This is a genomic window from Ruegeria sp. HKCCD6647-2, from assembly GCF_057221075.1.
Map to the genome: position 1 here is coordinate 461216 of NZ_JBWVBD010000004.1, position 26984 is coordinate 488199.

The 26984-nt window shown below is 54.1% G+C and carries 23 protein-coding genes and 2 pseudogenes; 12 read left to right on the forward strand and 13 right to left on the reverse strand.

Translation table 11 applies throughout. The annotated features are described in order from the left end of the window. The first annotated feature begins 31 nt into the window (after positions 1-31). The 4 genes from dctP (at position 32) to AC2TDJ_RS13760 (ending at position 3565) form a co-directional block, all read left to right on the forward strand. A complete protein-coding gene (dctP, locus tag AC2TDJ_RS13745; protein WP_480843002.1) occupies positions 32-1042 on the forward strand; it encodes a TRAP transporter substrate-binding protein DctP in 1011 nt (336 codons plus the stop codon). A gap of 72 nt (positions 1043-1114) precedes the next feature. Beyond that, complete coding sequence (locus AC2TDJ_RS13750; RefSeq protein WP_480843003.1) at positions 1115-1729, forward strand: TRAP transporter small permease; 615 nt, start codon at positions 1115-1117, stop codon at positions 1727-1729. Then, positions 1726-3018, forward strand: a complete 1293-nt coding sequence (locus tag AC2TDJ_RS13755; protein WP_480843004.1) for a TRAP transporter large permease — start codon at positions 1726-1728, stop codon at positions 3016-3018. The genes AC2TDJ_RS13750 and AC2TDJ_RS13755 overlap by 4 nt, the downstream gene beginning before the upstream one ends. Positions 3019-3154: 136 nt before the next feature. Continuing rightward, positions 3155-3565 carry a universal stress protein gene (locus AC2TDJ_RS13760; RefSeq protein ID WP_480843005.1) on the forward strand — a complete coding sequence of 137 codons (411 nt, stop codon included), beginning with the start codon at positions 3155-3157 and terminating at the stop codon, positions 3563-3565. A 346-nt stretch (positions 3566-3911) separates the two neighbouring features. On the opposite strand, the gene AC2TDJ_RS13765 is transcribed toward AC2TDJ_RS13760, so the two are convergent. The 6 genes from AC2TDJ_RS13765 to AC2TDJ_RS13790 form a co-directional block, all read right to left on the reverse strand. After that, on the reverse strand, positions 3912-5195 hold the full coding sequence (locus tag AC2TDJ_RS13765) for a HupE/UreJ family protein (RefSeq protein ID WP_480843006.1): 1284 nt from the start codon (positions 5193-5195) through the stop codon (positions 3912-3914). Beyond that, positions 5188-6975 carry a hypothetical protein gene (locus AC2TDJ_RS13770; RefSeq protein ID WP_480843007.1) on the reverse strand — a complete coding sequence of 596 codons (1788 nt, stop codon included), beginning with the start codon at positions 6973-6975 and terminating at the stop codon, positions 5188-5190. The genes AC2TDJ_RS13765 and AC2TDJ_RS13770 overlap by 8 nt, the downstream gene beginning before the upstream one ends. A 31-nt stretch (positions 6976-7006) precedes the next feature. Then, a complete protein-coding gene (locus AC2TDJ_RS13775) occupies positions 7007-7819 on the reverse strand; it encodes a transporter family protein (protein ID WP_480843040.1) in 813 nt (270 codons plus the stop codon). 173 nt (positions 7820-7992) lie between these two features. Continuing rightward, positions 7993-9141 (reverse strand): guanitoxin biosynthesis MBL fold metallo-hydrolase GntH, encoded by a 1149-nt coding sequence (gene gntH, locus AC2TDJ_RS13780; protein WP_480843008.1) that lies wholly within the window; start codon positions 9139-9141, stop codon positions 7993-7995. A gap of 85 nt (positions 9142-9226) precedes the next feature. Beyond that, positions 9227-9820, reverse strand: a complete 594-nt coding sequence (locus AC2TDJ_RS13785; RefSeq protein ID WP_480843009.1) for a hypothetical protein — start codon at positions 9818-9820, stop codon at positions 9227-9229. Between the two features lie 75 nt (positions 9821-9895). Then, the gene (locus AC2TDJ_RS13790) at positions 9896-10174 is read right to left on the reverse strand and encodes a hypothetical protein (RefSeq protein ID WP_480843010.1); all 279 of its coding nucleotides are present in this window, start codon (positions 10172-10174) and stop codon (positions 9896-9898) included. A gap of 218 nt (positions 10175-10392) precedes the next feature. Here AC2TDJ_RS13790 and AC2TDJ_RS13795 point away from each other — a divergent pair, with 218 nt between their 5' ends. After that, on the forward strand, positions 10393-12189 hold the full coding sequence (locus AC2TDJ_RS13795) for a tetratricopeptide repeat protein (protein WP_480843011.1): 1797 nt from the start codon (positions 10393-10395) through the stop codon (positions 12187-12189). 188 nt (positions 12190-12377) lie between these two features. On the opposite strand, the gene AC2TDJ_RS13800 is transcribed toward AC2TDJ_RS13795, so the two are convergent. From AC2TDJ_RS13800 to AC2TDJ_RS13815, 4 genes and pseudogenes are all read right to left on the reverse strand, one after another. Next, positions 12378-13763 (reverse strand): transposase, encoded by a 1386-nt coding sequence (locus AC2TDJ_RS13800; protein WP_480843012.1) that lies wholly within the window; start codon positions 13761-13763, stop codon positions 12378-12380. 104 nt (positions 13764-13867) lie between these two features. Continuing rightward, the gene (locus tag AC2TDJ_RS13805) at positions 13868-14977 is read right to left on the reverse strand and encodes a DUF4172 domain-containing protein (RefSeq protein WP_480843013.1); all 1110 of its coding nucleotides are present in this window, start codon (positions 14975-14977) and stop codon (positions 13868-13870) included. Between the two features lie 154 nt (positions 14978-15131). Further along, the gene (gene repC, locus AC2TDJ_RS13810) at positions 15132-15350 is read right to left on the reverse strand and encodes a replication initiation protein RepC (RefSeq protein ID WP_480843014.1); all 219 of its coding nucleotides are present in this window, start codon (positions 15348-15350) and stop codon (positions 15132-15134) included. Between the two features lie 88 nt (positions 15351-15438). Continuing rightward, positions 15439-18321 (reverse strand): annotated as a pseudogene (locus AC2TDJ_RS13815) (Tn3 family transposase). A gap of 24 nt (positions 18322-18345) precedes the next feature. Between AC2TDJ_RS13815 and AC2TDJ_RS13820 the strand changes: the two are divergent. The 5 genes and pseudogenes from AC2TDJ_RS13820 (at position 18346) to AC2TDJ_RS13840 (ending at position 22724) form a co-directional block, all read left to right on the forward strand. Continuing rightward, on the forward strand, positions 18346-18450 hold the full coding sequence (locus tag AC2TDJ_RS13820) for a helix-turn-helix domain-containing protein (RefSeq protein ID WP_480843015.1): 105 nt from the start codon (positions 18346-18348) through the stop codon (positions 18448-18450). A gap of 34 nt (positions 18451-18484) precedes the next feature. Further along, a pseudogene (locus AC2TDJ_RS13825) lies at positions 18485-18952 on the forward strand (IS6 family transposase); the annotation flags it as partial. A gap of 467 nt (positions 18953-19419) precedes the next feature. Then, on the forward strand, positions 19420-20682 hold the full coding sequence (locus tag AC2TDJ_RS13830) for a cytochrome c (protein ID WP_480843016.1): 1263 nt from the start codon (positions 19420-19422) through the stop codon (positions 20680-20682). A gap of 37 nt (positions 20683-20719) precedes the next feature. Beyond that, complete coding sequence (gene soxC, locus AC2TDJ_RS13835; protein WP_480843017.1) at positions 20720-22051, forward strand: sulfite dehydrogenase; 1332 nt, start codon at positions 20720-20722, stop codon at positions 22049-22051. Beyond that, a complete protein-coding gene (locus tag AC2TDJ_RS13840) occupies positions 22038-22724 on the forward strand; it encodes a c-type cytochrome (RefSeq protein ID WP_480843018.1) in 687 nt (228 codons plus the stop codon). The genes soxC and AC2TDJ_RS13840 overlap by 14 nt, the downstream gene beginning before the upstream one ends. Before the next feature lie 461 nt (positions 22725-23185). On the opposite strand, the gene AC2TDJ_RS13845 is transcribed toward AC2TDJ_RS13840, so the two are convergent. After that, on the reverse strand, positions 23186-23689 hold the full coding sequence (locus AC2TDJ_RS13845) for a nuclear transport factor 2 family protein (RefSeq protein WP_480843019.1): 504 nt from the start codon (positions 23687-23689) through the stop codon (positions 23186-23188). A 380-nt stretch (positions 23690-24069) separates the two neighbouring features. Here AC2TDJ_RS13845 and AC2TDJ_RS13850 point away from each other — a divergent pair, with 380 nt between their 5' ends. Beyond that, positions 24070-24342 carry a DUF3303 domain-containing protein gene (locus tag AC2TDJ_RS13850; protein WP_480843020.1) on the forward strand — a complete coding sequence of 91 codons (273 nt, stop codon included), beginning with the start codon at positions 24070-24072 and terminating at the stop codon, positions 24340-24342. A 399-nt stretch (positions 24343-24741) separates the two neighbouring features. Here AC2TDJ_RS13850 and AC2TDJ_RS13855 read toward each other — a convergent pair whose 3' ends face one another. Both AC2TDJ_RS13855 and AC2TDJ_RS13860 read right to left on the reverse strand, forming a co-directional pair. Then, a complete protein-coding gene (locus tag AC2TDJ_RS13855) occupies positions 24742-26376 on the reverse strand; it encodes a sulfatase-like hydrolase/transferase (protein WP_480843021.1) in 1635 nt (544 codons plus the stop codon). A gap of 15 nt (positions 26377-26391) precedes the next feature. Beyond that, positions 26392-26571, reverse strand: coding sequence for a hypothetical protein (locus AC2TDJ_RS13860; RefSeq protein WP_171168733.1), 180 nt, complete (start codon positions 26569-26571; stop codon positions 26392-26394). Positions 26572-26728: 157 nt separating this feature from the next. On the opposite strand from AC2TDJ_RS13860, the gene AC2TDJ_RS13865 reads away from it, so the two are divergent. Continuing rightward, positions 26729-26968 (forward strand): hypothetical protein, encoded by a 240-nt coding sequence (locus AC2TDJ_RS13865; protein ID WP_480843022.1) that lies wholly within the window; start codon positions 26729-26731, stop codon positions 26966-26968. Positions 26969-26984: the final 16 nt, after the last annotated feature.

Genomic DNA, 26984 nt, shown 5'->3' on the forward strand with positions numbered 1-26984 from the left:
GGCGTTACTCGTCAAACAGGAGGAGATCTCGATGAGTTTCAATAAGTTTACCACAGGTATGATGGCAGGCGCGCTGGGTGCCCTGATGTCGACAGCAGCATTCGCGGAAGACATGACTCTGCGTTTTGCCGGCGTGTTCCCGATCGATCATCAGGGTACGAAGATGATGGAGCAGGTCGCAGCGGATGTTGCAGCCGCGGATGTCGGCCTGAAGGTCGAGGTCTTCCCTGCAAACCAGCTGGGCTCAGGTGAGGCGCTGTTCGAAGATGTTGCACGTGGCAATATCGACTTGGCCTCGGCATTTATCTATGCCGACACCGATCCGCGTCTTGAGTTCCTGTCCATGCCGTTCCTGCTGGGCGGTTGGGATGACATGGAAAGCACCCTGCTCAACATGGATTCCGAGTTCAACACCATCCTGCAAGAGATCACCGACGAATACGGTGTCCGCGTCATGGCGCAGAACCCCGAAGGGTTCATCGGCATCGTTGCGTCGCAAGAGCCCGAGAACTGGAACACCTTTGACGACAAGGGCATGAACATTCGTGTCTGGTCGTCCAGCGTCGTGAAATCGATGGTTGAAGAACTGGGTTACCAGGCGACAACCATGGCATGGGGCGACATCTTCCCCGCACTGCAGGCCGGTATTGTCGATGGGGCCATCTGCTGCACCAAGACCGCGACCTACTCGATCTTCGCAAAGTCGGATGTTGGCACTCACTTTGTCGAGTACAACTCGATCTCGGAACTGACAACGTTCTATGCGTCGCAGCGGACACTCGACAAGTTGAACGACGAACAGCGTGCCGCACTGCAGGCCGCAATGACCAAGGCGTCCGAAGACTTCTTTGCCTACAACCGCGAGAACGACGAAGTATTCGGTCAGAAATTGCTCGACAAAGGCTACACCATCCTGCGCCTGAGCGATGAAGAACAGGCTGCAATGGCCACTCATGTTCAAGAAACGGTCTGGCCCGCGATGGCACAAAATGTCGGTCAGGACATCATTGACCGCCTGCTGGCAGCTAAAGAACAGCAATAAGCAACGAAGAAAAGGGCCAGCAAATCAGTTGGCCCTTTTTTCGTCTCTAGCTCAACAAAGGGAGGGAGAAAGATGTCTAGTTCAGAAACTGAGCGTCCATTGGTCGTCGAAAGCGCAGAACAAAAGAGCTCTCAAAAAATCACCGATGAGCTGCCGGTTGCTATTGGGTATCCGTTGAAGGCAGTAGCCTTTGTCATGAGGCAGATCGTCATGTTTGCCGGTTTCCTGATGGCTTTCACGTTTGGGGCCGTTGTTGTCATCCGGTACGGATTTGGTGGCGATCTCTTTGCCTATGAAGAATGGCTTCTGGGCATCAGTATCATCGGCTTTTTTGCAGGCGCAGTGTTGGCCTCTGCCCGCAACCTGCATATCAACGCAGACATTCTTGGCATTGTGATCCAAAACCCTCGGTTGATCTGGTGGCGCGGCTTTGTCGTCCTGACCGTCGAGATCCTGGTGATCCTATTCCTCATGTACGCCTGTTACGTCTCGTTGCTTGATGACTTCTCATTCCCGCGGCTGCGCGCAACCCCAGTGCTGCGCATTCCGTTTGTGACCTGGCGGATTGCGATCATGATTGCCTTTGGCCTCATGGCGACGTTCACGGCGGCATATCTGTACGTGCATATCCGCAAGGGGCTCGGGCTTCCACTGAGATCAGAAATGCAAAAAGGAGAGACCCAATGATCATCGGAGGAAGTCTCCTAATCGTCTGCTTTATGCTGCTGTTGGGCGTCAGCGTTTATGTGGCATTCGGATCGGTTTTGATTTTCATCGCCCTTGTCGGAGATCAATCCATCACCGGCTACTTGCCCACCGGTTCTACAGGTATCCGCTCACTTGTACTTCTGGCGATCCCACTCTTCATGATCGCCGGAGGCATCATGGAGAAAGGTAAAATCGCGGCCCCTCTTGTCTCTCTGGCTGAAATGTTCATTGGCCATATCAAAGGAGGACTGAGCGCGGCTGGGGTGTTGGCCTGCGGTGTGTTTGGCTCCATTTCCGGTAGTGCCAATGCAACGCTGACCTGTATCGGCGGCATCATGATGCCCCACCTGAAAAAGGCCAACTATCCGGGTGGGCAATCGGCGGCTCTGATCGTGGCGGCCAGCCCCTTGGGTCTGTTGATTCCACCGAGTTCGTCTCACATCCTTTATGGCTGGGTTGCACAGCAGCACGTACTGAAGTGCTTCTTGTCCACGGTCATTCCGGCGATCATCCTGATCACCCTTTTGATCGTCGTAAATCAGTTCATGCTTCGGAAGTATGACGACATAAACCTGACGGAACGTCCTAAACCATTTCTGCCGACATTCGGAGTACAGGCGCGCCTGGCCGGGCCTGCGCTTATGATGCCACTGATCATTCTGGGCGGAATCTATGGTGGTATCATGACACCGACTGAAGCCGCCGGTATCGCAGTGGTCTACTCGATCCCAATTGCGATCTATTTCTATCGTGGCCTGACCTGGAAAACACTGGCTCAGACCATCCAGAATTCCGGTGTTACGATTGGTGTGGTCATGGTCATGATCTTCATGGTTCTGATCGTGTCGGACAACCTGATCTCGCAGGGTGCCCCTCAGTTGGCCAAAGATCTGGTCTACTCCGTGTCTGACAACCCGATTGTCATCCTTCTGATGATCAACGTGGTGATGATCCTGATCGGGATGTTGATGGATGATATCTCGGGCTTACTTCTGGCGACACCGATCCTACTGCCCATCGCGCAGAGCACCGGCATGGATCCGATCCATTTTGCGGCCGTGATTGGCGTGAATCTGGGAATGGCGAACATCACCCCTCCAACTGCGCCACTACTCTACCTTGGAGCTCAGGTCTGTGATGAGCCGGTTTCGCGCATGCTTTGGCCGACTTTGATCTTCATAGCCTTTGCCTGGCTTCCGACGCTGATGCTGACGACTTTTGTACCAGAGTTGGCCCTCTTCCTACCCGACCTCCTGCTCAGCAGATAATGGACGGAAAGCACAAAAGCCCAAGACGGAACAGCACGCACCCCATTTTTACGGTTGGGGTGCCTGGTCTCCCAAAGAAGACGTTGGAGAGACTGGTTCACAGCAGAAAACCGGAATCTAAAAACAGAGGTTCGAAATGTACAAAAACATCCTAGTCGCGCTGTCTCTCGAACACGGCATCAGTGATCACGCACTTTCAGCGGCACACGCCCTTGTGTCGGAAGGTGGAAAAATCACTGCCGCGCACATCCATGAGCCCCCAAACAGACAGATAATGTACTATATGGATGAAGGGATCGCAGAAAAATCTTTCCAAAAAGCAAAGGTGCGTTTAGCCGAGCGCTTAAAAAACGAAACTGAGGTTTCTTCTGTCTTGATCGAGAGTCAATCGGCTGGGCGGGCGATCACCGAGTATGCAAACAAACATGGCATAGATTGTATCGTCCTTGCTTCGCACAAACCTGGGATGAAAGAGTTCTTTTTGGGTTCAACAGCCGCTCTCGTCGTTCGACACGCTCAGTGTTCGGTGCATGTACTCCGTCTGTGACGCTGGCGCCTGCAACATATCAGTAACTTTGCCCTGTGAAATCTGCGGTGATAAGCACGTCTCACTGCGACCAAGGTCTGCAATGGCGCACCTACCAGAATTTCGCTTTGCGGTATTTGAGAGGTAGGGCTCACCGCAAACCTCGGCGGCAACGCGGCATCTTGTGATATCCTCTTTCGTCAACGTCGGGTTGTCGTTGTGGGCGGGCATGGCGGATCGGAGGATCAGTTATGGAAACACCAAACTTACCTGCCATTCGCGCGCTTCGCCCAGCTTGGAACAAGGGGCGCATCGTCGGTCAGAAACGGCCGTTAAAAGGCTCTTGCTTGGCGTCAGTATCTTAAATTTAGCTTAGTAGCATCTCCAGAAAGTCTATTCCGCGCACAAAAGTCCACCAGCTTGCAATCGTTCCGCAACCAATCGCAATCGACACCCTTAGCGACATCTCCGGGGTTGGGCCGAACCTTGCAAAAAGGGACAAAAGCGGCCAAGTCACCAGGACAATTGCCAGTTGACCAACTTCAACGCCGAGGTTGAAAGCCAATAGGCTCTGCCAGATATTCGGAGACGTTACCTGCAGAATTTCGTGCAAAACGAAACTGAAGCCGAGACCGTGAAGGAGGCCCATCAGGACGGTTATAACAAAAACCTTTCTGTTGGTGTCGATATCTGAGCCGCCCTCCAACACTGCCAGAAAAGCCGCATAGATTATGGACAAAGCGATACCCGTTTCCACGAATGGGACAAACCATGCGCCCGATGGCACGTAGCCGAAGAAGCCAAGCGACAAGGTAACGCTGTGACCAACTGTAAAGCCGGTGACCCGCCATAAAAGCGCATGTAATCCGTGCGCTCCGATGACCAGGCAAATAACAAACAGGACATGGTCGATGCCCTCCAGAATGTGGCGCACCCCCTCCCAGACAAAGGTAATGATCCCCGCCATTCTGGATCTGGAGACCTCGATCGGGTCCTTCATCAGTCCCCGTGTTCGAAAAATCAATGGATCGCTAACACCGTAATCCAGGATAAGGTTCGCGGTGATATCCTGGTCTGGCAAACCGGGATTAAGAAGGCTGGATAGGGTGTAGGCCGAAGGTGCCTGCCCGAAATTGTAGTGTATTACAGTATCAACAACCACGTCGCCGACATAGGCAAGCGGATTGTCCTGCAGGGTTGAGCCTTGAGATACAGCGTGTTTGGCTTCATTCAACGTTGCAAAGCCAGGTTCTTCGCCCACACGATGAAGCGCAACAGATTCAACATTACCAGGAACATGCGTTTCCCGGGTCTTTAAGACTGTACCGGATTCAGCGATTTGGCCGAGCCCAAGCGGGTCTGCGGCGATTTTGGCGGGATCAACAAAGTGAACCACGCGGCCATACTCAAAAGCATTGGTCGTAAATGGTGCAGCTGAGGGAAGACCGCCCTCGATTGGTTCGCCAGTCTTGTCCGCGACAAGATATGGCATCGGCACGCGCATAAAGATGCGGAGCCCGTCATTTGTGTGCTCAACATGGAAGATCCGCACATTTAGGTTCAGAAGAAAATGCGCCTGGCTTGCGACCGCAGAGACGATCAGACAGGCGGTTACACTAACCAGCAGGATATTTCGCAAACGATCAGACATCTGGCGAACGTGCCTCCAACACTGTGATGGCGGACAGGGCCCAGTTTCCTCGGTCGGGCTGGAACTCTACCCGGGCGCGATACTCCACGCGCCGACGGTGATCATGACCCCAATGGCCGGCCTGCGCGTCGACGCGCCACTGCACGACGCCTTCGAACTTTCCTCTGCGGGTTATGTCGCCGTCGACAATGACGACATTCGTGACGTCGACGATTTGCGCACGCCCGCCGCCGGGCACCCGGATCGTCAAACTGGTTTCCAGCTCAGCAGCCACATCAGAGAGCGATGCGCCCATGACGATCGGTGCAAGCGCCAGTTTCCTCTCTTCGGAAGATACTTCGAGAGCGGCTACATATGTGTTGGTCAGAAGACGGGATAATGCACTCGTCACAATCTGTGTTTCAGATTGGCCAGAGATCGGGTTTAGGACCGGAATTGCGTGTTTCCCTGAAAAAGCGATGCCCGCAATAAGAGATATTGTTGATAGCGCCACAACGCCTATCCATGTCAATGTCCTGGATGATCGGAACGCGATCACGACTGCGCCCACGAACAGGGCAACGGCCAACACTGTCCACGACGGAATAACCAAGATGCCCGCAGCTTGAACAGGCGTGACTTCGGGGTTGTTGTATCGTTTCAGATGGTTGGTCCATGTGACAACAGGCTCGTCCGGTGATGCCCAGGCGAAGAACGGGCCGGCAATGTCTGTCAGCGTTATCGGGACTTTCTGAATCGCATCATCAAACATCTCCCAGTTGATCGATGCAGTAGTCGGCAACTCCGAGATCGGATAGGTCAGTATCACGCCGACAAACGTTGAATCGGCTATGAGCATTGGATGGCCTTCAACGACTTGAAACCCTCGCTCTCCTAACGTCAGAAATGTTCCACGAGCCGAATTAGGTGAGACGGCATTTCCCGAGATACTCAGCGAATTACGAGTTTTGAACGCCTCTAACGCGGCGGTTAGAACCTGCGACTGAAGCGCGGGTTCCAGCCTGATACCCGTTGCAAACTCTTGGTCAATCCACGGTGCGAGTTCCCGAACCCGGATGAGGATTTCGTGCCGAACCTCTCGCGACGTCACATACAGAAATGAAGTTGTCCCACTTTGTGACGGACGATTGAGATTGGGGTTCGCGAACGCCGTAATCCACGGGTCGGGCCAACTGATCGCCAGTTGCATGTCTTTCTTCAGAAAACTGAACCGAGTCACTGGGACGTGGCGATCGAAAACCATGAACCCTATTGTAGCTGCAGGCGAACCATCAATGGCAAATGGAGGGCGAATGCTCAGAGTTTCGGGCCGCGCGCCCTCGAAACTGTAGAACACCTCAAGATACATAACGTCCAGGTTTTCAGGTGGGCCGGGGATTGGCTTTCCGGTAAGGGGGTCGGTCTTTCCGGCAAAAGGCGAGGCCCGGTCTATTCTCTGACGGTGTTCCATACGTATCACGTCAAACGGCAACGGTTTCCCGTCAGCACTCGCGATCACAGGGCTTTCCGGATTCTCACCGAGTGACTGATGAAACTTGGCTGGTGTGGCAACGGATGCCGTTACGAGCTTCAACTGAAAGGCGTGTTCGAAAACCTCCAAATCCTCGGGGTAGATTTCCAGTTCCAGACGAATGCCCTCGTCTTCAATTCGGAACACAGCGATATTTTTGGCGACTTCTGCCCCGCTGTACGGGATCACATCACCCTTGACGGCGGTCGCAAGGATGGAAACCGTGAGTGCCACCAGCAAACGACTGATATAAATTAATAATCTCTCCATTGTTCAAAGAAACGGTACAACGTCTCCTCTTTTATTTCCGCGGATACACAAGTGTCGCAGACAGCCGAACCCCCCAACCATCGGGGCCGGAGTCTAGAGAAGCCAGGTAGTAACGCGCGCCTGCCTGCAGCGACACGCGCTGTTCCCCAAACTTGACAAGCTTAGAAACCATGAGGTTCACCGGCGCGGTCCACTCGTCCGTGGTCCAGTCATAGGTGGATTCGGAATTCACCGTGTAAGTCCAAGCGTCCTTGGTGGTGTGCGCCAGGAAGGGTTGAAGATAGGTTGAATTGATGTCGTCGCTTTCGAATGACCAGATATGGTTACCCAGCCCACCGATGGTCCAGGGCCCCTCCTGAACCAGTATGACACCAGTGATCCCGCCGCCCCATTCGCCCACGCCCAGTTCACGGTTACTGGATGTCGGCAAATAGAAGATGGGACCGACACCCCATGTAAACGACGATTTGGTTGGGCTGAACCAAAGGCTGACCGTCGTATCGCCGATACCCTGGTTGCTTCCGGACGTGCCGACAACATCGTTTTGCCATTTGTATGGAATGATTGTCCGGGTGATTAGGTTCAGATTATCTGTCAGGGAAAAAGGTATGACAGGTTGAATGTTCAAAGTTGTCTGATTGCCATCTTCGCTGCCGTAACCGGTGTCGTAATTGAACTGGAACGGAACCGAGATCAGTGACGCCAGCGGGTTCGACAATTGTTTAGCCAGTTCGGAGTCGTCTGCTGCAGCGGCCGGACTGATAGCCAGGGCGGTAAAGACGACGGGCAAACATACTCCTACCGAAATCGGTTTGGTTATCAGACATTTGGCGGGGGCGATCATCAATCAATTCTTTCCTTGGTACGACTACCCTCATGAATTCGGTCAGAGGCGTATCGACCTTTGGTTCTTGGGTTCAGCTGGGTGTCTTCGTTGCGAAATTTGGGGCGTAGCAAACACTAAGAGGTGATTAAGAAGGGCGCGCCCGGCCGGTGGGTGCGCCCTTGGCAACCGGACTATTTGTCATCCGGCATCTTCGGCGGAGTGTAACCCTTCCATTTCCCGGCCAAAACTTTGTCGGATGGTTCCTTTTCCTTGGACCGTGGCGCGTCGATATAGGCTTGCGATACGGAAGGGGGCAGCGCGTATTCGTCCACCGATGCTTCTCGTACCACGATCTTGTCTTTGGTCACGTTGATGACCGTCAGGTCTCGGGCCAGTGTCAACTCACCGTCATACGTTGAACGGATGCCCTCTAAGATCGCCTGATAGTTTTCCGGCGACAATACGGAGTGGTACCCCATGGCGTGGCGCGGTTTGACCTCGGCCATGACTTTCCCAAAAGCTGCCGGTTCGGTATGAACGCGCGTTGAAACATATGTGGCTTGTCCGAGGCTCCAGCCGAAATAAGGCGCCAGTGCTTTAGGCGGCAGGAATGCCTCATGAGTGGCGAGATCGGCACCTTTAGCGTATTTCACGTACCATTTGTTTGGATATGTATCGCCACCGAACACGTACTTCAGCCCGTTCCATTCCAGCGAATAGCTTACCGATCCATCCAAACTATGAATTGCCGGCCAGGACCGGATCGTCACGCCATTTTCCTCGTAGACAACCTCGTTTTCTTGCATGTAGTCGAATTCGGTGACTTCAATCTTGGCTCCATCATCCGGCAATGCGCCAGTGCGCCCGTCCAGATCCCAGGCGTAGGCGGCCTTACTGTTTTCAACGAAGGCCTTGATGCCCATTTCCGGAGTCGATCCGGTGGGACCATAAATCCGTAAAGGAGTGTATCGACCCGACAGCCAACTGCCGATGTGCAGCCCCATGAAGTCGCCGACATGATCGACATGCAGGTGGCTGACGAAAACTTTGTCAATTTTCGAAAAGTCTGGCCGAAGGGAAAATAGATTGCCCATCGAGCCCATTCCGATGTCGAACAGGAATACGTCGCCATTGCCAAGTTCAACGAGAAACGAAATGGATACTGCAGCCTTGGTTTGGTTCGGCATTCCGGTCCCCAGTGCGGTGATCCGCATTTCTTCGGTTCCCAGAATCTCGGTATTCGGGAAATAGCTTGCCGGATACTCTTCGTCGCTGATCTGCGTGGCGGTCCGACCGGTCGGCAGGTTTTCGGCATGAGCTGCGGCGGCGCCAAAAGACATTGCCAAGGTTGTGCAGACAAATGCCAATTTGTGAAATCTTCTACCAATGCAATAAAACATATTCTCCTCCATCATTTCTCTGGTCTCAATTGCAAACGAGGCCGGGCCCGCAGTTGCAAAGATCGTTCGGGTTATCGGGGTTGTCGGCCGCGCAGTGACGAACCTCGCGGCGGTCGTGCCGGCGATGCACGCCTGCCACCGATCCCGGCGACATTGGTCGACCGAAATGGTCGATGAACAACGTGCCCGGGCCTGTTGCTTGTGGTATGTCACCCTTGATGACCTTGACGCCGGGATAGGTCATCGTTCCCTGATCGTTCAGTGGCCGTTGCGACAACTCCACGACCACATCAACAGGCGGTTCACCATCCGCAACGATGGTCAGTAAGGCGTTGGGCGGGTCCACGGCAAAGCTGTCGTCGCCTTGGGACACCATGTCCAGAAAGCCCTGTATGCTTTGCACGCCCGCATACCGAACCGGCCTGTCACAGAAGAATGTGACGATCGGGCTGACATCTGTCATCGTTATCGTGTCAGCGGTCATCGACACTGAACCGGCATTGTGCACGAACAATGCCTTGCACTCCTGGCCATCATCGTCTTGCGCCTGTGCGATGGACATGAAGCCGAGAACCATGGGAAATACGAAGAATAGCGTCTGGCAGGTTCGTTTAATCATTCCCGTCTCCTTGCTTGTTGGAATTCAGGTCACGGCGTCGGACAAGCTGCCTGTTCGGGCGACCGTCGTGCCGCTTCAGTGGTGATCTTGTGCCTTGGGTCTGACCTTGGCCAAGCTCACGTATTCCATCAGTTCGAGCCTCAGATCTTCGCAGATCTGATTGTATTCGGTCGCTCGGGCTCGCCCGTTTTCTCCTTCAGCTTGAAAGCTGTGAAAGGCGGTCACTGCCTCGCCGAAGTCACGGCAAATCGCCTGAAACTTTGGATCGCTCCGCGACAAAGACACGATTGTGAATTCATCGTTGGGCGATTTTTTAACCAATTCGGAACATCCGGCAGCAAGAAAGTTTTCCACTTGCTCCCCTCCCGTCAAAGGCCATTGGCCGTCAGTGAGAATCTGTTTCCACGGTCTGTCTGCCCAGGTACTCCCTGGAGACACCAGATTAACATCCGGGGGCTGCGGACTGGGGTAACGAACATGTTCTGAACGTGTTTTGGACCTTAAAAATTCTTGTGTTTGAATGTAATACTGGACGCGGCCCGTTTAACCCGGGTATCGTTAGGTTAGTTTGGATGGAACGAACACAGCCGACAGATACTTCGATGGAAAGTCAGTTATCCGAGCGGAAGTCAGCGCCGCCTCTGGAACAGGCGGCCATAGACGAACAGCTCGACCGTATGTTTGAGAGTTCTCAGTTTGGTGCAAATGATCGCCGACGCGCGTTCCTCAAATACATCATCGATGAAACACTGGCCGGACATGCTGACCGGCTGAAGGGCTATTCGATTGGCGTTTCCGTTCTGGGCCGATCCGAGGATTTCGACGCGACCTCAGATCCGGTTGTACGCCTTGAAGCGCGACGCTTGCGGCGCGAGCTGGAACACTATTACCTGACAGATGGAAGCAATGATCCCTTGGTGATTACCATTCCCAAAGGGTCCTATGTGCCGTCGTTCGAATTTCGGGATGTAACTTCGGCGCCTTCCGACAAGCCAGATCGGACAGGCCAGCGCGGCAGAAGCGGCTGGCGGGCTCCGAACTGGGTCGTATTGCTTTTGTTGACGCTGTTGATGGCCGTGACAGCTTTCATGCTGTTCCAAAGTTTCGAAACTGAAAGCCTGTCTACCGATCAGACGACCACGGACAATGACCTTTGGGGGGATTTACCTGTCGTTGCCGTGATGCCGTTCAATCCATTGGGAAACAGCGCTGTTACATCCGTAGCTGCCCGTGGCATCGCCGAGGATATTACAACAGATCTGGCGCGGGTGCAGGGCTTGCGCGTGATCTCGTACGCATCGACAGCCGAACTGTCCGACGGAGCCGTCGACCTGATCGACGAAGGACGCAATCTGGGTGCGACCCATGTTTTGAGGGGCAGCCTGCAGACCATGTCAGATGGCTATCGGCTAAACATCGGCCTCGTTGACGTAGACAGCCGGGGCGAAATTTGGGCTAAACGGTTCGACTATAAAACGACAGATCGGTTCGAAACTCAGACCGAGATTTCGCGCGAGATCAGTTCGACCTTTTCTATCGAATTGTTCCCCGAACTGACTTCGAGTATGGAGGATGCGCGATGGACACGCCGGGATGCCCGGATCCTGTACCAGCAGGCGTTGGACATCATTCACCCGCCAAGCGACCCATCGCGTTTTGACGCCGCACACACCTTGTTGCAGCGTGTAGTGCGGTTGGAACCGAACGCCCCGCACGGTTATGCCGGTCTGGCCTTTGCGGAAGCGCACAGAACTTGGTTTGGACTTGCTGCAAACACGGATGAAACACGGGGTCTGATCAAACAATATGCTGAAAGCGCGTTGGAAAAGGATCAGGCAAATGTTCGCGCACTTTTGACCTTGGGTATTCTCGAAATCTTGATGGGCAATCCGCAACCCGCAATTGATTTCGGTGAACGAGCAGTCGAGCAAGAGCCGAGCTCAAGTTTGGCTCATGGTTATTTGGGAATGTTCCTCCTGTACGCTGGCAAGCCAGAGCAGGCAATAACACCGTTGCAGCGAGCGCTAAGCCTTGATCCCCTCAGTATTCGAATACCCTATAGGAACATTCTGGGCGTTTCTCAATTCCACGCTGGAAACTATCGAGAGAGTCTGGCCACACTGCAGGAAAACCTGGATCTCGAAGGGCCGTTCGGTCCCCATATGATGGTCTACCAAGCCGCCGGAAATGCTGCGATCGGGAAAATCGACCAAGAAACGGAAATTCTCGAAAGCCTCGCGGCTATAATCGCCGAAGGCGAGACCTTTCCGCTCAGACGGTGGTTGGAGAAGGTAATTTATGATCCTAAAATGATGCAGCCTTTGCTGGACGAGTACGAAAAGGCCAAAGCGCTGGCAGACACTCGGTAACGGCCAGCAGTATTGCGTGGGTGTGTTTTGGCGACCTCTGCATTCGTGATCTTGTGTCCGGTTCAAGGGCAATTGTCAATCTATTTTGCATATGCCGCGAATGGCAGCTTCCCGCCGATTCTGTTGAAAAACAACGTGTTGCTGGCGCAGAATGGGATGATTTGAGCACGGCGCGAACGCCTTTTTGGTCAGGCTTTTCGCGTTTGCTGCGGTGCAGGAATGATCTTGGCCAATTTGCGGAGGTTTTGGGCTGTGGCGGCGAGAAGGAATTCGTCATTTGCGCCGCATGGTCCGCGTAGTCGGAGCCGTCCCAGACCGAGGATGCGTTTGAGGTGGGCAAAGAGCATCTCGACCTTCTTTCTGAGTTTCATCGAGATGTCGTATTGGCGGGTTTTGGCGATCTCGCGGGCGACCTGGCGAGCGTCTTCGTGCTCTTCGCGGGTGATTTTGCGCGCATCGGCATTAGGGCAGCATTTGGCTTTTGATGGACAGGCCTGGCAAACGTCTTTCAGGGCGCGGTAGCGGGCCGTACCCTTACCGGTTGGGCCTCGGTTTGGGTCAGAATAGTTGCGGCGGAACTGCTTGAGTTCCTGACCCTCAGGACAAATGTACTGATCGTTCTCTGCATCCCACTCGAAATCCGCCCGCGTCCAGGTGCCATCGTTGCGCCCGGACTTGTCGAAGACAGGAATGTGCGGGGCGATGTTGCGATCTACAAGCCACCCCAGGAGCGGCCCGGTTCCGTAGGCGGTGTCCGCGATCAGGCGTTCGGGATGCAGATCGAACTTGTCCTCTACCCGGTCCAGCATGGTCTTGGTTGATCCAACCTCAGCTTGTCGGATGGACCGTGTGGCCTCGACATCAACGATGACGCCATGGTCAGTGTCGATCAGATAATTGTCAGAATAGCTGAAGAAAGCTGGCCCTTTACGCGCTGCCGTCCATTGACTCGCAGGGTCAGAATGCGAGGTGAACTTGGGCTGGACCTCGCTCGCAGCTCCGAAAGCCGCCTTATCCAGAGTGTCGAGATACTCGCGGATCGCACGAGGCGCATCTTCTGGATCGATGGTTGATGCACCCCATTCTTCCTTTGGCGTTGAGTTTTGTTTGTTTGCATCGGCTTCGATCAGACTGGCGTCGATTGCCATGCGCTGGCCGCTGACCAGACCCTCTTTGATGCACCGCGCAACCGTCATCTCGAACAGATGACGCAGCAGCTCACTCTCGCGGAAGCGTCCATGCCGGTTCTTGGAGAAGGTCGAATGATCCGGGATACGCTCATTCAGATCGAGGCGGCAGAACCATCGATATGCCAGGTTCAGATGCACCTCTTCGCACAGCCGGCGCTCGGAGCGGATGCTGAAGCAATAGCCGACCAGCAGCATCCGGATCAGCAGTTCGGGATCGACCGATGGACGACCCGTGTGACTGTAAAAATCCGCAAGGTGCGCTCGAATGCTGCTCAGATCAACAAAGCGATCAATCGAGCGCAGCAAGTGGTCTTGGGGAACATGATCCTCAAGAGAGAATTCGTAGAACAACGCCGCCTGCGCTTCCTGCTTCGGCCCCGTCATCGCTCAGTCCTCCCATCCTCGGGGAGAATTGAATCAGCGACTTACCTCACGATCAAGCAAGAGTTTTTCAACGAAATAGGCCGTTCGTGCCGTATTTCAGCCCCCTACCCGTTCCGATCCAGCTTTAACCAATATCGCGTGTATCGAAGTTCACCCGTTCGGGTCAGAGCGCCCTTCTCGACCAGATCCTGGAGATCCCGCGTCGCTGTGGCGCGGGACGTTCCGGTGATCGAGATATAGTTCTCGGCGCTCAATCCGCCTTTGAACCCAACCGGCCCAGCCTTGAATAGCCGGGCGATTACCTTGCCTTGGCGGGCGTTGAACTGATCGCGATGCCGGTCATAGAAATGCGCCTTTGATATGAAGAAGCCGACGCGCTCAAGCGTCACCTGCTGCGCTGTAAGGACGGTCTCGGCAAACCAAACGAGCCAAGCTGTGACGTCTAGCGTCTTTTGATGACGTTCGAGCTGATCATAATATGTCTTCCGCTCTCGCTCGATCGTGAAAGCAAGAGCAATCAGGCTGGGCTGACCAATGTTTTGTGCCAGGGACTTTTCAGCCAGCGCCCTGCCCAACCGGCCATTGCCGTCTTCAAAGGGGTGAATGCTCTCGAAATACAGATGGCTCAATCCCGCTCGGATCAGTGCGCGCAATGGTTCGGGACCATCCGGTGCGGTCCGGTTGAACCAGGTCACGAACTGGTCCATTTCAGCCGGAACCTGACGTGAAGGTGGCGCTTCGAAATGAACCGTTGGACGGTCTAGCCTACCTGAGACGATTTGCATCGCATCCTCATGGCTCCGGTATGATCCAATCGTTTCCAGACGCCTGTCATGGGACAGAAGCATGTCATGCCACCGAAACAGGGTGTCGTGTGACAGTGGTTCCGAATAATTGGAATAAACATCCACCATCATTTCAGAAACGCCCTGCTCGCGCGGTTTGGATGGATAGCTGTCGGGAGTCAGTCCAAGATGCCGACGCAAGGAAGATTGCACGCTGAGACGATCCAGCATCTCACCTTCGATCGCGCTGGTCTTCATCGCTTCTTCGCTTAGCAGGTCGATACGCAATTGATCTCGATCCGATGTGTTCACATGATGAACCGCTCCAAGAACTTCCCCTGAAGACAACAGGAACTGTTGCTCGTATGGTTCGAGTCTTGTGGCATCGTAACGAAAAGTCGGCCAATCAGGGTTCTGCCAGTTCCACATCGTGAGGTATAAGCCTCCTTTCTATAACTCACTATTTATCGTTACATGATTTATAGAGGTTAATCCTATTGCTCACTTTTTTCAAACTCTTCGGTCCGATCATCGATTGGACGTGTAATCTGAAAACGGTAAATCTCATCCAGTTTCCCCAAATTTACGTAGCATTGGAGGTACTTGACAGCATTGCCTTTGGAGATAGTTCCCCCTTTTCGATTTTAGCCAGTAATGAAATCAGGTAAGCCCCTGGAGACTGTATGTTCTCAGCACGTTGAAAAATGTATCCGAGAACAATGAAGCGAATAGCTGGGCCAAACGCCGATTTCATTGCATACCAGGTTTGGCCAAGCCGCAGGTACTCGGCGATATCATCCATAAGCCGATCACAGTGGTGCTGATCCTTAGCAAAGCGTAGTTGGGGTCTGATGCCGGAGAGGGCAGGATCCTACGTTAAGACCGTCTGATCACCTTTTGGGCCACCTGTATTCACCTGTCAGGAGTATGTGGGCCCATCCAAGTGGCGAGATATGCGCCAGCAGGTTGGGCGAGCAGTCCAATCCTTCGCTGCGGCGCTCGGCGACAGCGTTTCCAAGGTGTTTGGTGTTCCAGTAGATGACAATCGCGGCGAGCAGGTTCAGGCCAGCCATGCGATAGTGCTGTCCTTCTGAAGTTCGGTCACGGATTTCGCCCTGCCGCCCGATGCGGAGCGCGTTCTTCAAAGCGTGGTGTGCCTCCCCTTTGTTGAGGCCGATCTGCGCCCGGCGCTGCATGTCGGCGTCAAGCAACCAGTCGATGATGAATAGTGTCCGTTCGACTCGTCCGATTTCTCTCAACGCCACCGCAAGCTCATGCTGGCGGGGATAGGCAGAAAATTTCCGCAACAATTGGCTTGGAGGCATGGCCCCTGCCACCATGGTTGCGGCGCTGCGCAGGATATCCGGCCAGTTCGCGGCGATGACAGGCTCCCTGATCTTACCCCCAATCAAGCCTTTCAGTTCCTTCGGACAGGATGTGGGGTCGAAGAGATAAAGGCGCTTGGACGGCAGGTCTCGGATGCAGGGAATGAACTGGAAGCCCAGCAGAGCGGTGACCGCGAAGACATGGTCGGTGAAGCCACCTGTATCAGCGTACTGTTCCCGGACTTTTTGACCCGCACCAGTCATCAACAAACCATCCAGAATGTAGGGTGCTTCGTTCACCGTGGCCGGGATGGTTTGGGTGGCGAAGGGACCGAACTGATCGAAGACATGAGTGTAGGCCTTCAGCCCAGGTTCGTGGCCGTATTTGGCATTAACGAGATTCATTGCCTCGCCTTGACGTGAAGTAGGGAAGAACTGGCCGTCGCTCGATGCGGCCTGCCCGGCGCCCCAGAACTGAGCCATCGGCAACGAAGATTGCCCCTCAATCACCACGGCCAGGGCGCGGGCCATTGCCTCGCTTTCAATGTGCCACCGTGACAAGCGGGAGAGCTAGAAATAATCGTGGGTGTTCGTGGCACCTGCCATTTTGCTGAGACCAATATTCAACCCTTCAGCAAGCAACACATTCAACATACCTATCCTGTCCTTGCAGGGTACGCCGGTGCGCAGATGAGTGAATGCCTCAGTAAAGCCAACCTCGTCATCCACCTCGAGCAGGAGATCGGTGATCCTAGTTTCCGGTAGTCGTCGATAAAGGTCGAGTACCATGGCGTCGGCCTCTTCTGGGACGGCAGCGGTCAGCCGGTCGAGTTTGAGATTACCGTTTTCGATAAGTCCTCCCGGAATCGCGCCAGCTCTGGCGGCACGGGCAAGTCTCTGCAAACCATTGGCTAAACGGGCCTTCCGATCTACCAGCCAGGCTTCCGGTTCAAACGGCATGGTCAGTCTCGGTGTGGACCGGGCGATCTCGGCGGGGACAAGCGCTTCCTTGAGATCGCCATAACGTCGGGAATGGGCAAGCCAGACGTCGCCGGATCGAAAACCCTCGCGCAGGTGGCACATGACGGCCACCTCCCATAGCCGGTGCCCGTTATCGTCCCTCAGGTGACGATGCCATTTTGAGGTGCGGCGCAGAAAACTTCGCGACCGGACGGCCGTTGTTTCGCCAATTGCGATGATTTCCGCAGCGGTCAGCAACGGTTCGGCAACCGGAGCTGCTTTGATGTTGAGTGCCCGCAACATGCGCGGACCGTAGCGCCGGAAACGATGATAACCATGGACGACATGTGCCAGCGGATCGGTCGCTAATGTCTCGGTGAGTTGGGCTGCGGTTGCAACAAGGTCCCTGAGCGTGGACCAACCCCCGGAATTTTGAACGGCCTCTTCCAGTGGGGCTTTGTCTTCGTGCGCTTCGAGCAATGCCGACCCGAGAGACGAGAAGGCTTTCAGGGTGTCCTTGAGAGTCGATTTGGCTTCAGCCACGCAGGCGTCGCTTCGTGATTTGGCCTCACGCCAGGTTTTGCCTACGATCCGATCGTGAGTTTCGACCACTGCATCAGCAACGGCACTTCGCCATTCCAAAACGCAGACTGCGAGAATTGCGAGGCGCCGATTAACCGAGAAATCCCTCATGTCCCCGGCAAAGTAGCGCTCGCCCTGACGGCGAAGGCCAGCAACGCGATGCGGCGGAATATCGGACAGCAGAGAACTGTCGAGTACGATATCCTGCAGTGCTTCCAGTCGGTCGAGCAGACGGTTCATGTCGGCCGAGTTCCGCCCTACCTCAAACTGCCGCAACCAGACAAAGCGGGTGATGCTGCCTTCTGCACTCTCGGTCAGCAAGGCATCAAGGCGGTCGCGCATTCCGTCTTCGAGTTGATCGACAATCCGCACATCAATACGTCGCTCAGCGGCGACAAGGGCGTCTGCACAAAGACGCTCGATCACTGTGATTCCGGGCAGGACGGTTTGGGTCGTACGGCACTGATCAACAAACCGCCGCGCCAACTCTTCGTTCGACCGCGCCGTCTCGGCTTTCTTCTCTAGCCAAACCTTCAAGTCGCGTGATCTCCGTCCCGCGAACATCTTGTAACCATAGATCTCGCGCAGGATTGCCAGGTGTTCGTGCCGGGTTTCTTCACGGCTCGCATATTTGGCCAGATCCTCGGGCCGCAGTCCAAGTTGGGCCGCCAGGAAGCGCGTGATTTCCAGCGGGATAACTTCGCCTGGCGCGAGCAATCGACCCGGATATCGTAGGGCGCAAAGTTGCAGCGCGAAGCCGAAACGATTGTGAGGGCGTCGGCGGGACCGAATGATCTCCAGATCGTCATCCGCCAGGGTGTAGTGATGTAGCAAAAGAGCTTCGTCGGTTGGCAGATCAAAAAGGGCCGCGCGTTGGCGGCCAGTCAGGATTTTCCGACGGGGCATATTGTTACTTCCTTGGAAAGAGAGATGTCCGAAAAGAGATCGATTAACGATCTTGCCAAAACCTTCTCAGTCTCAAAGCCAGCCGTCCATAAATCGTTGCAGCGAATAGAGCGTCAAATCAGCCCTTAACGTAGGATCCTGCCCCCTCCGGCATCAGACCCCATCCTGGCGAATGGATGAAACCTATTTAAAGGTGAAGGGTTCGTGGGTTTATCTCTATCGAGCGGTCGACAAACACGGCAAAACGCTTGATTTCATGCTTTCCCCGCGCCGAAACAAACCGACTGCGACAAAGTTCTTCGCCAGGATGCTGGAGGTCAACGGGATTCCGCGAAAGATCGTCATCGACAAAAGTGGCGCCAACACAGCTGGTATCAAGGCGATCAACAAAATGCTGAAAGGCTTTGGCTGCCCGATCCCGATTGAGATGGTGAGGCGGAAATACCTGAACAACATCGTGGAACAGGACCACCGTTTCATCAAAAGACGCATCCGGCAAATCCTAGGGTTCAAGGCGTTCGCTTCAGCGGCGGCAACCCTCGACGGAATCGAAGTGGCACACATGATCCGCAAAGGTCAAATCACGCCCGGAGTCTGTCCGATTCGGCAATTTGCAGAGCTGGCCGCTTAGCCCGCCGGTACAATGCTATCGCTGTCGCCAGTCAAAACTTCGCAACAGATCCCCACCCACACACGACCTTCATGGTGGTTCTGTGATTCTGCGGTCGCAACCCGCATAGCCGCCTTTCGCTGCGCCCCGCGCGACAAGGTAGCGCGCGCCACTTTTTACCCTACACACATCCTTCGCAGCGGTTTCGCTACTCATCTATATGCCGTAGTATTTTTTTTGAGGCCCTTTATCTGAGATGAATCGAACCAAACCCGACCATTCCCGACCTTCAAAATGCACCCACCGTCGCCCGAAAATTTAGTCACGAATGACTTGGAAATCAGGGCTCAGACACGTTCCAATCCAAATCTGAACAACCGGCCGAAGGTCAAAATAGCCACGTACCGAGACAGATATGTGTAGATGTGGTAATGCTTTAGCATCGTCCTAATACCCTCGAGATCGAATTGATTGGTCGGGAAGCAACTATGGCGCATTTGTTCAAAGTTATTCTTGGAATTGTCATCTGCGCAGTGGCAATAATCATTCTTTTCTTCTGGCTGTGGGCCGTACCCAGTGTCGAGAACCACCCGATTGCAACCGATGCTGAAACCATCGCGCGAGGGGAATATTTGACCGCTGCCGGCGATTGTACGTCTTGCCACACCACCGAGGGTGGAGCTGCGTTTGCAGGCGGACTTAAACTTGATACCCCTTTCGGTGGAATATACTCCGCCAATATTACCCCGTCTGAAGAAGGCATCAAAGGCATGAGCTCGGCCGAGTTCTACCAGGTCCTCGCCTATGGCTCTTACAAGACCTTTCAGCCTCTCTATCCAGCGATGCCCTATCCATCATACCACTTGGTGACGCGCCAAGATTCCGATGCGATGCTTGCGTATCTGATGACCCAGACGCCGGTCGACAAAAGCGTTCCAAAAAACGAATTGCGCTTTCCCTTCAACATTCGGCAGCTTGTGCTTTTTTGGAATGTGCTCTTTGCGGAGCGGGGAACCTACGAACCGGACACGTCCCGAGACGCGGTTTGGAACCGGGGCGCCTATCTTGTTGAAGGGCTGGGCCATTGCGGTGCCTGCCACACGCCACACAACGCCTTTGGCGCCGCTGAGCATGACCGGGCGCTGGCCGGGGCACCGCTTGCAGACTATGAAGCACCCGATATTCGGCCTGAGGCACTGAAACAGCGCGGCTGGACTTCTGAATATCTGACCGAGTTCTTCCAAACAGGTAAAGGACCCAAAGGAACTGCATTCAAAGAAATGTATCTCGTAGTAGAAAATTCTCTGTCGCAGTTGACCGATGAAGACCGGATCGCCATAGCAACCTATCTTCTGGATCTGCCATCCGCCCCAAGGGTTAATGACAACGTCGTTTTGGCCGCCGTGGCTGGCGAGCCTCCAGCATCATTTCCCGAGGGGCGAGCATTGTATTTGAACAATTGTTCGATGTGCCATGGCCCGCGCGGCAAGGGAGTGAAAGATGGGGCGCCGCCATTGGCAGGCAATTCTACGCTCGCGCAGGTTGGGGGCCGCAACATGCTTTACGCAATCGTTAACGGTTTTCCTGATCCTAGGTCCGTACCCAATTCCAGCCCGATGCCTGCCTTCAAGGATCGTATGACACCGACGCAGATCGCGGAGTTGGCCAATTTTCTACGGCACGCTTTTGCGTCTGAAACTCCAGACCTGCCCAAGTTTACCGAGACCGACATTGAGGCAATTCTGAAATAGGTGGCGCCGAGCCAGAACGGAAAAAGTGGAATTTGACATGTGTGATGATCATGACAAACAGCCAAAAAGCGATACCGACGTGACACGGCGCAGCGTGCTGACGGGCGGTGTCGGTGTGGCCACTGGCACGGCGGCAACTTTGGTCGCCGGTCTTGGAGCCGAGGGAGCAGCGGCCGGTCCTCTGCAACGCCCATGGGCAACCGAACTGGGCGATCCGGTTGGTACAAATCCCTATGGCCACCCGTCCTCCTTCGAAAGGACGGTGATCCGTCGCCCCACACCAACCGAGTATGCACCAAAGGGTTACGTTCCGCCCATGAATGAGTCCTCTTGGACTGGGACGCCTCTACAGGATTTGCGCGGGATCATCACCCCCAACGGGTTGTTCTATGAACGATCCCACGGCGGTTATGCAGATATGGATCCGGCCAAGCACAAGGTGGTCATTCACGGGCTTGTCGACCGCATTCTTGAACTCAGCATGGAGGATCTGCGCCGCTTTCCCACTGTCACCACGTTCAGATTTCTTGAATGCTCCGGCAACAGCGATCTGATCTGGGGCAAAGCAACCTATGGCGGGCAGGAAACGTCACCATATTTGACCGCGCAAGATATTCACGGCCTCCTCAGTTGCGCGGAATGGACCGGCGTTCGACTATCCGATCTTTTGCGTGAGGCAGGAGCCGATACAGCAAGGGCCAAATGGCTGATCGTCGAAGGCGCAGATTCCGGAGCGTTAGCGCGCAGTTTGCCGATGGCTCGGGCACTGGACGATTGCATCCTGGCTTTTGCACAAAATGGCGAAATGCTGCGCCCCGAACAGGGGTATCCGGTTCGGTTGCTAGTTCCGGGTTGCGAAGGCAACCTTAACATCAAATGGGTGCAGCGGATAGAAGTGACTGACCAACCCCTGTTTGCGACATTTGAAACCGGTCAGTACACCGATCTGCTGAAATCCGGCAAGGCGCGGATATCTTCGCTGGTGATGGAGGCCAAATCGATCATCACCTTCCCATCAGGCGGTCAGTCCCTGCCGGAAAAAGGGTTCTACCAAATCCGAGGCATTGCTTGGTCTGGGCGCGGCAAGATTTCAAATGTGGATGTGTCACTGGATGGCGGGCGCAATTGGACCCCGGCGCAACTCACGGAGCCGGTAATGTCAAAATGCCTGACCGAATTCACCTTGCCTTGGAGATGGGACGGCAGTGAGACGCTTATAATGAGCCGTGCCACTGACGAAACCGGCTATACGCAGCCTTTCGTTCAGCAACTCGTCGAAGCACGCGGCAAGTTCTCATCCTACCACAACAACGGCATTCAGACGTGGCGAGTCGAAAGCAATGGCGAGGTGTATAATGCGCAGGGTTAATCAGATTTTCTGTGCCGTCCTGCTGTTAAAAGCCTCTGGGCCAGCCGTAGCACAGACTGCCGACTGCAGTGATCGCCCGTTGTGTCTTGGCCAGACAATCACTGAGGTAGATCTGACGGTTTGGTCTCTCAACGTCTTCCCCGATGGAACCGGGCTTCCCGAAGGAATGGGCAATGCTGAAGAGGGTAATAAAATTTATAGGGACAAATGCTCGGCCTGCCATGGCGAAAAAGGCGTTGGGGTGAAGGTTCTGCTGGATCGCGGTGCGTTTCCCACCCTTGTCGGTTCGACGCCGCCTTTGACCGACACAGAACAACAGCCTGCGCAAACTGTGGGCAGCTATTGGCCATATGCCACGACCTTCTTTGATTACGTCCGCCGTGCCATGCCTTTTGCGACGGCCCATTCACTAAGCAATGACGAAGTCTATGCCGTCACAGCGCATATCCTGGTGTTGAACGATATCCTACCTGCAGGAGCCGACCTGGACCAAGACAGTCTGATGCAGGTGACAATGCCTAACGTCGATGGTTTCATTTGCGATGCCCGTCCAGACGTGTTCACCCCCCGCTGTATGTCGAATTGTTCGATACCCGGTGACGCTGGTATTTTGATCGGATCGGGAGAGAACTATGGCAAACCAGTTCCGATAACGGATTGCATGGTTCGATAGTGACTGCTGGTGGTGTTTTCTCAAGCGCGCAGTACACGAAGAATTTCGTCCGGATGGCGTTACATTTGTGGTCATTAAAGCTCGGTGCACTCAAATTTGAGCGTGTAGACCCGCGTATTCACTGGTGTCAATTTTGAGCCCCCGAGAAACCCAAGCTCAAAAAATGATATTAACTTAACAGGTCTCAATCTTTGGATTCGAAGACCTTATCCAACCACGACCCAGTAATAACTGTATGAACAGTTCTTTCTTGCTGATGAACGTACCAGGGCGGCCCGAACCGGTCCTTTACCATCTCCTTTAGATTCTGCGGTCGCGCCCACTTTGCGGTCATTCGCTGCGCTTGCAAGATTGTGGCCTATGCGAACTGGCAATATGGGGACAAAGCTGACGTCCCAATCGGTAGATGCCAAAGCTGGATAGTGACAAGTCTCCGTTTTCTGACAACTCTTCTTATAATCTCATTTCGAGTTACCCAGCCCTTCAAAAGAGCGATAGATTAGGTCCAATTCTGACGAAACAAGTGGATCGGCAGCGCCAACTTTAACATCTGGCGACCCCGGCAAGGCCAAATCCACGGCTTCTCGACGCGTAAAATACCAGCGGCCCGAAATGTTGGCCAACTCGTCTTCAAAGTGACCTGAAAAGAAGATTCGATAACCTTTGTGCGTGGCAAGCGTAACGAAAACTGCAGTCTTTCCTGAACAGGACATTCCGTCTGTAGAAAACTCATACAGAGGCCAAGTCAAACAGTGACGTGTTGGTAAAACCTTATGCGCATTCGCATGTTGCATTAGCTTATCACGGCCCGAAATCTCATCTCCCCGGTAGCACAGGACACCTTCCGGAGAAAAACAATCGGCGAAAGTAGCGGCATCCCCGTTGTCAAAAGAAAAAGCGTATCGCGAGTTTAGGTCATTTATACTTAGTTTGTGATGTAACGTTTCAATATCAGCGCTGGTCATTTCTCGGCTCCTTGTTTCCTTCAAGTTGCTTAAGGGAAATCCTTTATTTGCTGAGTGTGACACTAAAAAAGTAGTCCATGTGTTTTTTAACTCATCGACGGTGTTTGGTCTATTTGGATGATGTCTATCTGCGTTGGCGAGCAATAAGGGAGTTGGTTGCACGACCTAACCGCGTTTAAGCAACAATGGCTCAAGAGCGGTCGTCCGTCGAATTCTGTCGGGATTGCGGCCCGTCCCGATACGACCAACGGTGTTTTTGCTGACAAAGCTGCCTTGCTGCGCGAAGCGTGACCGCTGATTTTAGAGTTTTGTCAAACCCACCGTGTCACCTAACGTATGAGTAGGATTGAAAAGCAAACTTAGTTTTTGAGGAGACCTAAATGCAGTTCATGGTTCATGTGAAAATTAGCCCAGAGAACCGAGATGCTAACTACAAGCGTTTGAAAGAAAAGGAAGGGGCGGTTGATGTGCCCGGGACTAAGATTCTTGGTATGTGGTTTGCAGTTAACCAACTGGAAGGCTGGACGATAGTTGAAGCTGAAAATGCGGCAGCACTGGGAAAACTCTTGCACGATTGGACCGACTTGAACGTTAACACTGTGATTCCTGTTCTATCTCTTGATGAGTTTACAGAAGAGTTCGAAGGCAACTAACTCTTCCGTTGGCTCGGCCTCACATTCTTTTCGGCCTCAACGGTAGGCACAAAAAACTGCTGAAAATGCCTTCTCTGGGCTCTGCGCCCGCTTTCGCGGCGTTTTGCCCGAACTCTGATTATGGATGCAGCAATGTCAGCGCATCGAACGACCGTCTTGGGGCTCACTACTGCAGCCGGAACACTTGCAGCATTGGCGATTTTGGTCGTGCCGAAGTTTTCGAGGACGGCCCAGAGCCGACATTAATCACGGGCGGACAATGCTGCACTCGCACCCGCATTGCTGCCATTCGCCGCGACTGCTCGAATTCGATAGTGACCAAGGTCTCAAGTGCAAACCAAGCAGACATTTTGTTGATGGAGCCATTTGCAATGGCTCCAAGCTTCTCTTAAACGAAACTTACCAGTCCACTGTCTTTTGTGGCGTATACTGCGGCGTCGGTTCGGGATCGAAGGACGTGTCAAAATCACGGTAGAAACTGCTCACTGACCGATGCGGATAATCTTCGATCAGCAGCATGTGTTCCTGAATCATCTTGGTGATGCCCGGGCCCGCCCAAATTCCGTTTTGCGCCTCATTTGGGAACCGCTCGGCGGGATCATGATACAAATTGAAAACCTCGTAGAAATGAAAGTCGGGATTCCTCGGCTTCAGGTTCAGTTTGACCTGATCCTTGCGCACCGCCTCCAAGTTTTGGCGATTGTAGTGGAAGACATAGTCGCGACGCCCGTTGCCCTCTCCAAGCAGGAACAAACCAGATTGGTCGACACCGTCGATCACCCGGTCGCCGGGCACCTCCGAGAGCACGCCACCGATGCTTGCCCATGTGGTAAAGAAGTCCGTGATCTGGACGATGTCGAGCGGGTCTTGCCCCGGCTCGATCATGCCGGGCCACCACGCGATCGCCGGCACGCGGATGCCGCCTTCCCGCGTTTCCCCCTTGCCTCCTTGGAGTAAGGAGTAACCGCCGTGCGGGTGCACCGTGTACATGGGTCCATTGTCCGAACTCCAAACCACCAAGGTGTTCTCTGCGATCCCAAGATCGACCAGCGTTTTCAGAACGCGCCCGACATTGTAGTCATGTTCCACCATTTGAGCTGCGGTATTGGTTTCAGCAGGTGTGTCGCGAAAATCCGGGTGAGCGCCCCAGAAATGATTACCCTTGCCCCAGAAGTTCACAAAGAACGGCTGATCCGTGTTGGCGCGGCGCGTGATGAACTCGATGACGTTATCCGCGACCTCCGTGTCGTAAGTATTGTACCTTTCCATTGAGTATTCATAGACAGGTTCCGGCTCCTCGCCTTTCTTTGCCCGCATGACGCCGCCGGTGTCATAGGGAAATCCCTCAGGGCCGGGCGAGTGCATCAAAGCGCGCTGTGTGAATCCGCCAATATCGTCATCTTTGGAAGCGTTCTTGTTGTTAACCCACCAAGGAGGATTTCCTTCCGACCATTCCGCCTCGTCGAAACCCTGTTCTGTCGGATGGTTGCCGTCGTCGTCGCCCAGATGCCACTTACCGAAAAAACCAGTGTAGTAACCCGCGTCCGACAGCAACTCGGCGATTGTCACCTCATCACTATGCAAACCAGTTCCGCTCTCGCCCGGTAGCGTGATGTTATAGACGCCGTTTCGGATGGGATGACGCCCGGTCAGAACCGCGCCACGCGACGGCGAGCATTCGACCTCCGAATAGAAGGACAGAAACTTCATGCCCTCTTCCGCCATACGGTCCAGGCTAGCTGTTGGCGCTCCACGAATTTTGCCGCCGCCATACACGCCAAGTTCTGTGTACCCGACGTCGTCGGCCATGATGTAGACAATGTTGGGTTTCTTTCCGAACCGCGCTTCGAGAGCCACCAGCTTTTCGCGCACAGTGGCGTCATCGTCAGCCCAGGCGAGACCGAATTCCTGCTCCATCCGGACAAACTCTGCGTCATGGACGATTTGATCTGCCGCCATCGCTGCAAAGGCCGCGCCACTTATCGCTATCGACAAGCCCAAAGCAGTCTGGGTTCTGTTTCGTATGATCCACATCGTGCAATCTCTCCTTCAATCGTTGTCTCGTATTTCAACGGCCTCTATTCGCCGCTGGAGTTCTTCGATCAATTCCGAAACGATGGAGGTGGCGGGTTCGTCTTTTGAAACTTCGTCAAACCCGTACGATCCGGCAATCTCTTCCAAATCGTCGAAGACTTCACCAATGCGACTGTCGAACTGACGGCTCTTCACATACTTTACAAAAAGTCCTGGGTTATATCGTTCAAGAAAGGTCACGTGCCTCCAAATCGTCTGGTTGGACACGCTCAGACTTGCGGGTAAAATATCCGTCAGGGAAGTAACTTACCCTAAAATCGCCAGTAAGCTCACGCACTATCTGTTTGAAAATATGACCGAAACCGAAGGAAACAGCACCTGCCGCGACAAGAGCGGAAACGACCTCAGTGTCGAAGAAAAACGTGCTGCTGTGGCTTCGGTGGTGGAAAGTCGGATATTCGCGAACTCGCCGCGTCTCAAGGAATTCCTGATTTACGTGACGGAGAAATCTCTGTCCGAGGAGGGGGCGGACCTCAGCGCCAAGTCCATAGGGTGTCCGTCGTCAGGGATTTTGGGACAGATAGCGGCGTGAGCTAAGAGAGGGTCTG